Annotated in this window: 12 protein-coding genes; 6 read left to right on the top strand and 6 right to left on the bottom strand. The window is 70.5% G+C overall.

Annotation, left to right across the window (positions count from 1 at the left end; translation table 11 throughout):
* Positions 1-163: 163 nt before the first annotated feature.
* Positions 164-322 (bottom strand): hypothetical protein, encoded by a 159-nt coding sequence (locus V7Z97_RS18055; RefSeq protein ID WP_334164828.1) that lies wholly within the window; start codon positions 320-322, stop codon positions 164-166.
* 232 nt (positions 323-554) lie between these two features.
* The gene (locus V7Z97_RS18050) at positions 555-938 is read right to left on the bottom strand and encodes a 3D domain-containing protein (RefSeq protein WP_442958048.1); all 384 of its coding nucleotides are present in this window, start codon (positions 936-938) and stop codon (positions 555-557) included.
* A 280-nt stretch (positions 939-1,218) separates the two neighbouring features.
* On the opposite strand from V7Z97_RS18050, the gene V7Z97_RS18045 reads away from it, so the two are divergent.
* The 4 genes from V7Z97_RS18045 to folD are packed head-to-tail and all read left to right on the top strand — an operon-like array spanning position 1,219 to position 4,264.
* Positions 1,219-1,815, top strand: coding sequence for a glutathione S-transferase family protein (locus V7Z97_RS18045; RefSeq protein ID WP_334164826.1), 597 nt, complete (start codon positions 1,219-1,221; stop codon positions 1,813-1,815).
* A gap of 38 nt (positions 1,816-1,853) precedes the next feature.
* On the top strand, positions 1,854-2,861 hold the full coding sequence (locus V7Z97_RS18040; RefSeq protein ID WP_334164825.1) for a S1/P1 Nuclease: 1,008 nt from the start codon (positions 1,854-1,856) through the stop codon (positions 2,859-2,861).
* Positions 2,861-3,334 carry an NUDIX domain-containing protein gene (locus tag V7Z97_RS18035; RefSeq protein WP_334164824.1) on the top strand — a complete coding sequence of 158 codons (474 nt, stop codon included), beginning with the start codon at positions 2,861-2,863 and terminating at the stop codon, positions 3,332-3,334. The genes V7Z97_RS18040 and V7Z97_RS18035 overlap by 1 nt, the downstream gene beginning before the upstream one ends.
* A gap of 24 nt (positions 3,335-3,358) precedes the next feature.
* Positions 3,359-4,264 (top strand): bifunctional methylenetetrahydrofolate dehydrogenase/methenyltetrahydrofolate cyclohydrolase FolD, encoded by a 906-nt coding sequence (folD, locus tag V7Z97_RS18030; RefSeq protein WP_334164823.1) that lies wholly within the window; start codon positions 3,359-3,361, stop codon positions 4,262-4,264.
* Here folD and V7Z97_RS18025 read toward each other — a convergent pair.
* The 4 genes from V7Z97_RS18025 to V7Z97_RS18010 are packed head-to-tail and all read right to left on the bottom strand — an operon-like array spanning position 4,261 to position 7,785.
* Positions 4,261-4,890 (bottom strand): ABC-type transport auxiliary lipoprotein family protein, encoded by a 630-nt coding sequence (locus V7Z97_RS18025; RefSeq protein ID WP_334164822.1) that lies wholly within the window; start codon positions 4,888-4,890, stop codon positions 4,261-4,263. The genes folD and V7Z97_RS18025 overlap by 4 nt on opposite strands.
* Positions 4,887-5,825, bottom strand: a complete 939-nt coding sequence (locus tag V7Z97_RS18020; RefSeq protein WP_334164821.1) for an MlaD family protein — start codon at positions 5,823-5,825, stop codon at positions 4,887-4,889. Before V7Z97_RS18020 ends, V7Z97_RS18025 begins: the two co-directional genes overlap by 4 nt.
* Positions 5,825-6,619: an ABC transporter ATP-binding protein gene (locus V7Z97_RS18015; protein WP_334164829.1), complete on the bottom strand. Its 795-nt coding sequence runs from the start codon at positions 6,617-6,619 to the stop codon at positions 5,825-5,827. The genes V7Z97_RS18020 and V7Z97_RS18015 overlap by 1 nt, the downstream gene beginning before the upstream one ends.
* A 38-nt stretch (positions 6,620-6,657) precedes the next feature.
* Positions 6,658-7,785 (bottom strand): MlaE family ABC transporter permease, encoded by a 1,128-nt coding sequence (locus V7Z97_RS18010; protein WP_334164820.1) that lies wholly within the window; start codon positions 7,783-7,785, stop codon positions 6,658-6,660.
* 224 nt (positions 7,786-8,009) lie between these two features.
* Here V7Z97_RS18010 and V7Z97_RS18005 point away from each other — a divergent pair, with 224 nt between their 5' ends.
* Together V7Z97_RS18005 and V7Z97_RS18000 are read left to right on the top strand one after the other, a co-directional pair.
* The gene (locus V7Z97_RS18005) at positions 8,010-8,342 is read left to right on the top strand and encodes a hypothetical protein (RefSeq protein ID WP_334164819.1); all 333 of its coding nucleotides are present in this window, start codon (positions 8,010-8,012) and stop codon (positions 8,340-8,342) included.
* Positions 8,343-8,380: 38 nt separating this feature from the next.
* Positions 8,381-8,905: a YdcF family protein gene (locus V7Z97_RS18000; protein ID WP_334164818.1), complete on the top strand. Its 525-nt coding sequence runs from the start codon at positions 8,381-8,383 to the stop codon at positions 8,903-8,905.
* Positions 8,906-8,986: the final 81 nt, after the last annotated feature.

Here is an 8,986-nt window from a genome sequence, read left to right as displayed (position 1 = left end):
ACATCGGCAATCCGCCGTTCGATCCGGCCGAGGACCGCGTCATGCTCTGCGGCGGCCCGTCGGTGCTTGTCGACCTGAAGCAGCAGCTGCTGGACCGCGGCTTCGTGGAAGGTTCGATCGCCAAGCCCGGCGACTTCGTCCTCGAGCGGGCCTTCGTCGAAACCTAGAGTCCCATCCGCGCCAGCACGAAGGCGGCGCGGATCTCCACGTCCGCGAGCGGCAGTTCGACAAGGTCGTAGCCGGCGTCGGCGTAGGCGCGTGCGCAGAGCTCATGGCTCGCCACGGCCTGGTCCCAGGTCTGGTCGCGCTCGGCGTCCTGCACATAGATCTCCCGCAGGGCGGGGCGACGAAGGCGATGCGGTTGTAGCGATGCCCGCGCACGGCCCGCTCGCCCTCGGGCCTACGGTGGGTCGCCCGCGCGCTCTCCGGGACGCAGGTCAGGCCGCGCCGTTCTAGCGCACGCACGAGCGTGGTCTTTCCCGCTCCCGGACCGCCGGTGAGCGCGAAGAGGTTCGGTTTGTGGAGCAGTCGCCCTCCGATAGGGCGGGCCCGCCTCAGGCCGGCGGGCAGCCCTTGAACTCGCCGACCTTGACCGCCGACAGGGTGGCCAGGTTCAGCTTCTTGATGGGGTTCATCGAGGCCGCGCCCTTGCCCGTGTAGAGGTCGATGCGCTTGCCCTTGATGGCGCCGCCGACGTCGGAGGCGTACCAGTATCCGTCGTGCAGCTTGCCGTCGGGCATCTTCAGCCCGACCGTTTCCTTGATGAACAGGACGCTGCGGCGCGGGATCAGGGTCTTGTCCACGGCGACGGTGCGCATGGCGACGACCTTGCAGCCCAGCGAGTCGAGGGCGCCCACGCCCTTCGCTCCGGCGTGGTAGAGGGTGGCCTTCACGTTCCAGCCCGGCGCGTTGGGCATGGTGCCGGTGATCACCGACATGATCAGATCCCCGACGGGATCCTGGGTCGCGGCTTGTGCGTTAGAGGACACAGCAATCAAAGAGAAAGCTGCCAGGGCGGCGAGGCGGCGTCGCATGACGGCGTCTCCTTCGTCGTTGAACTGGTGGCGGACTCCTATCCGGACTCCGTCTTCGGGGCAACCCGCGGCGGGTGCGGCCGGATGCGCTGTCAGCTGCGCTAACAGCGCCGCCCAGAGACCGTCGCTTGCTTTCCTTGGGATTTTGACGCCTTTCGCTCCGGTGAAGCTCGGGGGCAAGGCCATGAAAATCTACGGTGACTCCAAGTCGGGAAACTGCCTGAAGGTGAAGTGGACGGCCGACTTGGTGGGCCGCTCGCACAGCTGGATCGAAATTGACATCATGGCCGGGGAGAGCCGTACGCCGGAGTTCCTGGCGATGAATCCGGCCGGCCAGGTGCCGGTCGTGGTGCTGGAGGACGGCCGCCCGCTTGCGCAGTCCAACGCCATCATCCTGCACATCGCCGAGGGGTCTGCGCTGATCCCCGCGGATCCCTACGACAGAGCGCGGATGCTCGAATGGATGTTCTGGGAGCAGTACAGCCACGAGCCCTACGTCGCCGTCGCCCGCTTCCAGGTGAAGTACCTGGGCAAGGCCGTCGCCGAACTCGAGCCGCGGGTCGTGGAGCGCGGCAAGGCGGCGCTGCAGCGGCTGGAGGACGGGCTCGCCGACTCGACCTTCCTGGTGGGGGACCACCTGACCCTCGCCGACGTGGCGCTGGTCGCCTACACCCGCAAGGCGCACGAGGGCGGCTTCAACCTCGCCGACTGGCCCCGCGTCCAGGCCTGGGTGGCGCAGGTCGAGCAGGCGCTGGGGATCGCCGAGCCCGTCGCCGCCTAGGACTTGCCTTCCGCCCGGCGACCCCGCAAACGGGACGCATGCAGCGCCTCGTCTCCGCCGTCGTCGCCGCCGCCCTGGTCGCGGCGCCCACCCACGTCCTGGCCTGGGGTTCCACCGGCCACCGCATCGTCGGCGAGGCGGCCATGAAGGCCCTGCCGTCCGAGGTTCCGGCCTTCCTGCGCACCCGGGCCGCCGTGGCGGAGGTGGGCGAGCTCTCCCGCGAGCCGGACCGCTCCAAGGGCGCCGGCAAGATCCACGACCACGACCGTGACGCGGCCCACTTCGTCGACCTGGAGGACGACGGAAGGCTGCTGGGCGGGGCGCCCTTCCTGCCGCTGCCGCCGACCCGGGCGGATTACGAGACGGCGCTCAGGACGGTCGGCCAGGACAGCTGGAAGGCCGGCTACCTCCCGTACTCCATGATCGACCGCAAGCAGCAGCTGGCCCAGGACTTCGCCTACTGGCGCGTACTGAAGGCGGCCGAGGCGAACCCGAAGTGGAAGGCCCACCGCAAGTGGTTCACGGCCGACCGCATCCGCCGCGAGGGCCTGATCCTGCGCACGCTGGGCGAGCTGTCGCACTTCGTGGGCGACGGCAGTCAGCCGCTGCACCTCAGCGTCCACTACAACGGCTGGGGCGACTATCCGAACCCGAAGGCCTTCTCGACCGCCAGGCTGCACGGGCCGTTCGAGAGCGACCTCGTCAAGAACACGGTGCGCGCCCGCGACGTCGAGGCGGGGATGACGCCGCTGCGTCTCTGCGGCTGCTCGGCCGAGCAGCGGACGGTGGACTACATCCTGTCCGGCGCGAAGTTCATCATCCCCTTCTACGAGATGGAGAAGGCGGGCGGCCTGGGGCAGGGCGACCCGCGCGGCCCCGCCTTCGCCACCGAACGGCTGGCGGCCGGCGCCTCGGAGCTGCGGGACGTGATCGTCGAGGCCTGGCGGGCGAGCGCCGAGGCCAAGGTGGGCTGGCGGCCGGTCGCCGTGGCCGACGTGCTGGCCGGCAAGGTCGATCCCTATCCGAACCTCTACGGCATCGACTGATGTCCCCGCCGCAGTTCGGCGCGCAGGAGCCCGGCCGGGACTATCCCGACCGGCCGGCGGCGTTCGCCATCCTGGAACGTGACGGACTGGTCGCCGTGGTGCGGGTGGAGAGCCGCAGACGGGGTCTGGTGCTCGACCTGCCCGGCGGCGGCATCGACGACGGCGAAACCGCCCGCGAGGCCGCCGCCCGGGAGTGCGGCGAGGAGGCGGGACTGGTGGTGGACCTCGAGCCCGCGCCGTTCGTGCGCGCGGACCACTACTTCATCAACGACGACGGCTGGTCGCACAATTCCCGCGGCCAGTTCTTCGCCGGACGGGTGACCGCCGAGGCTCCGGAGCTGAAGGTGGAGGACGACCACACCCTCGTCTGGGTCGCCCCGCACGCCGCCCTGACCGGCCTCGACCGCGACGCCCACGCCTGGGCTATGGCCGCCTGGCTGCGGCGGCTTGAGCGCGGGCGCACGACGGGCTAGTTCGGGGCCCTTCCCGGAGCGCCCATGGCCGACATCGCCCCCGCCGCCAAGATCATCGACGGCAAGGTCTACGCCGAGCGCCTGCGCGAGCAGGTCGCCCGAGAAGTCTCGCGGCTGCGCGCCGACTACAACCTCCAGCCGGGTCTGGCGGTGGTGCTGGTCGGCGACGATCCGGCCAGCCATATCTACGTCCGCTCCAAGGGCGAGCATTCCCTGGCAGTGGGCATGCACTCGGTGACCCATCGGTTGTCTGCCGACGTGAGCCAGACAGAGCTGCTGCGGCTGGTGGGCGAGCTGAACGCCGATCCGGCGATCCACGGCATCCTCGTGCAACTGCCCCTGCCCAAGGGCTTCGACGAACAGGCGGTGATCGCCGCCATCAGTCCCGAGAAGGACGTGGACGGCCTGCACGTCGTCAACGCCGGGCGGCTGGCGAACGGCGTGCCGGCGCTCACCCCCTGCACTCCGCTCGGCTGCATGATCATGCTGCGCGAGGCGGTGGGCGACCTGACGGGGATGCGGGCCGTTGTCGTCGGCCGCTCGGTGCTGGTGGGCCGGCCGATCGCCCAGCTCCTGCTGCAGGCCGACTGCACCGTCACTATCGCCCATTCGCGGACCCGCGACCTGCCCGCCGTGTGCCGGGAGGCGGACATCCTGGTGGCGGCCGTGGGTCGGCCGCGGATGATCCGCGGCGACTGGATCAAGCCCGGCGCGGCGGTGATCGATGTCGGCATCAACCGGGTGCCGTTCGACGACCCGGTCAAGGCCGCCGCCGGCCGCACCAAGGTCGTCGGCGACGTCCACTTCAAGGAGGCGAGCCAGGTGGCCGGCTGGATCACGCCCGTGCCTGGCGGCGTCGGCCTGATGACCGTCGCGGTCCTCCTGCAGAACACGGTCACCGCGGCCAAGCGGATCGCAGGCCTGGACTAGGCCGCGGCGCGGGCCTCCAGCCAGCGGACCAGCTGGCCGATGACGTCGCCGGTGGCCCGGTCGTAGGCCGAGACGATGGCCCCGACCCGGTTGCCGCTCGCCGGAACGCGGGCCTCCAGGATCTCCTCGCCCGCCAGGCTGCGGTCGCGGCTGCGGGTCAGCGAGGCGCGCACCCGCACCACCACGGTCGGCGCGGCCTCGGCGCCGTCCTCGTAGCGGGTCTCGAAGTTGCGCACGTCGAGCCGCAGGACGTAGTCGGCCCGGCCGGCCTCGCCCCGGGAGACCAGTCGCACGCGGCCCGGCGCGGCGTCGAAGGCCGCCAGCACCGCCTGGTCGAACAGCACCGAGGCCGGCGCCACCCAGCGGGAGTCGGCGATGTACTGGGCCTCACCGCCGGTGATCGCCAGCAGCCGGTCGCCGGCGGTCTCGTTCTGGAAGGTCCCGCTCGCCCGGAACACCGAGACCGCGCCCGCCGCCGGAGCCGGCGCGTCGGTCGCAGCCGGCGTCTGGCCGAAGCGGTAGAGCTGCGCCGGCTTGGTCTTCGGGAACAGCGAGATGCAGCCCGTGAGCATCAGGGCGCATGCGCCGAGCGCCGCCAGGCGGAGGAGGGCGGTCGGGCGGCTCATGGCTTCAGCTCCAGTTCTTCGGCCTTGGGCTTGGAGATCGCGCCGGTCGGGCTCCGCTGCACTTCGTTGACCAGCCGCTCCAGGGATTCGGCCGCACTCTGCAGCTGGATCACCGCGGAGGTGATCTGCGGCAGGCCGTTGGTGGCGAAGTCGGTGGTCGGGGCCTGCAGGGCGCCGATCATCGCCCGCGCATCGGCGGCGGTGGCCTTGGCCTCCTCGGCGGCGTCGGCGACGTTCTTCAGCGTCCGGCGACCGTCGCCGTTCAGCATCTCGCGGCCGTCCTTGGTGAGCAGGGTCAGCTCGGCCGCCGCCTCGTCGATCCGCTGCAGCGCGCTATGGGCGTCGGCGATGATCGCCTTGCGCTCGCGGAACTCGGCTGTGACCGCCTGGGCGTCTGAGACCGCGGCGGAGAAGTTCTTGATGTTCTGGTCGGAGAGCACCCGGTTCACCCGGTCCAGCGCCTCGATGGTGCGGGTCAGCACCGTGCCGCCGCCCTCCAGCAGGTCGGAGAGGGTGCTGCGCTGGCTGCGGATGATCGGGATCTTGTCGTCGGGCACGGTCTCCTTGAGCAGCGGCTTGGAGGGCGTGCCGGCGGTGATCTGGATGTAGTTCACGCCGGTGATGCCCTGCGGCTCGAGCGTGGCGTAGGAATCCACCCGGATCGGCACGTCGGAGGTCACCCGGGCGCGGGCGATCACCCGGCTGGGATTGGTGCGGTCCAGCGCGATGCGCGTCACCTCGCCGACCTTGATCCCGTTGAAGTGCACCTCGCCGCCCTGGTTCAGGCCGCGGACCGGTCCCTGGAAGAGGATGTCGTAGAGGTCGTTCTCCTGCCGGAACTGCCAGCGGGCGAGCCAGATGATGAAGATCACGAGGCCGATGGAGAGGATGAGCGCGCTCAGGCCCACCATCGCGTAATTGGCGTTCTTCTCCATCAGTCCTCCGTCCTCGCCCGCTCCGCCGCGGCCTTCGCCGCGCGCCCGCGCGGGCCCAGGAAGTATTCGCGGATCCAGGGATGATCCGACGTTTCCAGTTCCTGCACCGGCGCCAGGGCCACCACCTTCTTGTCGGCGATGACCGCGACCCGGTCCGTTATCTCATACAGCGTGTCGAGGTCGTGGGTGATCATGAACACCGTCAGCGAGAGGCTGTCGGAGAGGTCCTTGATCAGCTCGTCGAAGGCCGCCGCCCCGATCGGGTCGAGCCCGGCGGTTGGCTCGTCCAGGAACAGCAGCTCCGGGTCCAGCGCCAGGGCGCGGGCCAGGCCCGCACGCTTGCGCATCCCCCCCGACAGCTCGGCCGGCTTGAGCACGCCTGCGTCGGGCCGCAGCCCCACGAGCGCGATCTTCAGGTCGGCCAGTTCGTTGATCTCGGCGCGGGACATTTTGGTGTGCTCGTACATGGGCGCGGCGACGTTCTCGCGCACCGTCAGGTTCGAGAACAGGGCGCCGGCCTGGAAGAGCACGCCCCAGCTGCGGTTGATCGCCCCCCAGCGCCGCCGCGAGATCGTCTCGATGTCGTTGCCGAACACCCGGATCGTGCCGCCCTGGGGGCTCCGCAGACCGATGATCGAGTTGAGCAGCACCGACTTGCCGGCCCCTGAGCCGCCGACCACGCCCAGCACCTCGCCGCGCTTCACGGTCAGGTCGAGCCGGTCATGCACCACGTGGTCGCCGAAGGCGTTGACCAGGCCGTGGACCTCGATGGCGGGTCCCTCCTGGTCGAGCAGTTCCTCGTCGGTGAGGTGCTTCTCGTCGCGGACCTCGGTCAAAGGTCCAGCTCCATGTAGAGCAGGGCGAAGGCCGCATCGATCATGATGATGGCGAAGATGGCGTGGACCACCGCCGCCGTCACCCGCCGGCCCAGGGATTCCACGTCGACGCCGACCTCCAGCCCCTGCCGGCAGCCGATGCCGGCGATCACCGCGGCCATCACCGGCGCCTTGGACAGCGCGATCCAGAAGTGGGTCGGCCCGACGTTGTCGATGATCCGCTGCAGGAAGAAGGCGGGACCGAGGTCGAGCACCGACCAGGTCACCGCCAGCCCGCCGAACAGCCCCGCCAGCGTCGCCACGAAGGTGAGCAGCGGGATGGTCAGCAGCAGGGCGGCGAACCGCGGGAAGACCAGGGCCTCGAACGGGTCGACGCCCAGGACCCGCATGGCGTCGATCTCCTGGTTCATCTTCATCGAGCCGATCTCGGCGGCGAAGGACGAGGCGGAGCGGCCGGCCAGCAGCACGGCGGTGATGATGATGTTGAATTCGCGCAGCACCGCGATGCCGATCAGCTCGACGGCGAACACCTCGGCCCCGAACTGCTGCAGCATGTTGGCGCCCAGGAGGCCCACCACGGCGCCGATGAAGAAGCTGGTGATCGCCACGATCGGAATGGCGTCGAGGCCGGCGCGCTCCATCAGCGAGACGATGGCCGCCCAGCGGATGCGGCTCGGCGCGACGAACAGGTTCACCACGGTGCGCGCCAGCACCACTAGCAGGTGGCCGAGGAACCCCATGGTGTCGAGCGCCTCGGCGCCGGCGTTCATCACGCCCTTGCCGATGCGGATGGTGAGGTCGTGGAAGCCCTTGGGCTCGCGCCGGACCACCGGCTCGTGCGTCACCGCCTCGCCCACCAGGCCCAGCAGGCGCTGGGTCTCGGGGCGCGCCTGCACGCGGGAGAGGTCGAAGCCCTTGCCGGCCGCGCGGATCACCGCATACGCGCCGGCGGTGTCGAGGCGGCGGACCCGATGCAGGTCGAGGACGAAGTTGCTGAGGCCGTCCAGGGTCTCGGCCAGGCCGCGCCCCGCCTCGCCCAGCTGGCTCGCCGTCCAGTCGCCGGCCAGCGTCACCGTGGGGCGATCCGCCGCGGGCTCGAGCTTGAAGTCGGCGGGTCTCTCCATTCGAAGGCGGTCTCGAAACTCCTGCTGCCCGCCGAACGCGAGTCGCGCCGGCGGACGAAAACCGACCCTAGCAGAGCCGACGCCGGGGCCGAACGCCTTATGGCGACGCCCGTTCCGCGCCCTACAGCCAAGCTGCGGCCCATTTTCGCCCCAGTCGGAACCGTAATCGTGGGGCCGGGGATTCGCTTGCCGAAACCCGACAGGTCCGAAGGCTGGAGAGTGCGTTGACCCGCCAGATCGAACTCGCCGGGAAATCCGGCGCCCGCTACCGCTACACCGCGCTCGAAGAGGAGCGCTTCATCGCGCCCGCCGGCGCGAACTACGTGATCGCCGAACTCACTCCTGAGGGAGCCCACGTGGTCTATGCGGGCGAGACCGACAACCTGGCCAACCTCTCCTGGCGCGCGGCGCTGGAAGCGGCGCGCAAGAAGTACGCCGAGGCCAAGGTGCTCACGCGCCTCAACGTCACCCGCGCGGTCCGCGAGGCCGAGCGCGAGGACCTCATCGAGCAGTACCAGCCGCCGATGAACCGAGAGAGCCCGGAGAACCGGGCTTAGCGCTGGCGGAGGGCGGCGACGCCCGCCATTCTCGCCGCGTGGAACGAGCGCCCGCCATCGTCATCTTCGGCGCCGCCGTGCGCGCGGACGGCCGCCCGTCGCCGGCGCTCGCCCGCCGGATCGGCTATGGCCTGCAGGCCGCGCTGGCCGCCGCCGACGCGCCGATCCTCTGTTCGGGCGCGGCCGCGAGGGTGGGTCCCTCGGAGGCCTCGGTCATGGCCGCGGCGCTCAAGGCGCGCGGGGTGCCTTCCGAGCGCATCGTGCTGGACGAGGCAAGCCGCGACACCCTGCAGAGCGTGCTGGCCGCCGCCCGCTTCCTGAAGGCGAGGGGGCTGTCGCACGCCATCGTCTGCAGCGACCGCTATCACATTCCCCGGATCCGCTTGCTGCTGGCGGCGCTCGGCGTGGAAACGGAGACGGGGCCGCTGCTGGCCGGCCGCGGGGGCAGCCGGCTCCTGCCCTGGATGCGCATGCGGCTGCGCGAGGTCTTGGCCATCCCCTACGACCTCGCCATCGTCCTCGCGCGCCGGCGCAGCCTGCTCGTCAAGATCGAGGTGGGTTGACAGCGACGACTACAGGCGTAATTTTCCCATCTTACAGACATAAACCGGGAGAGAGACGCCGATGCTTCGCCACCTGACCTG

The organism is Phenylobacterium sp., from assembly GCF_036821595.1.
Lineage (GTDB): Bacteria > Pseudomonadota > Alphaproteobacteria > Caulobacterales > Caulobacteraceae > Phenylobacterium.
Note: the sequence above shows the minus strand (reverse complement) of the source record. Positions and strands in the feature narration are given on the sequence as shown.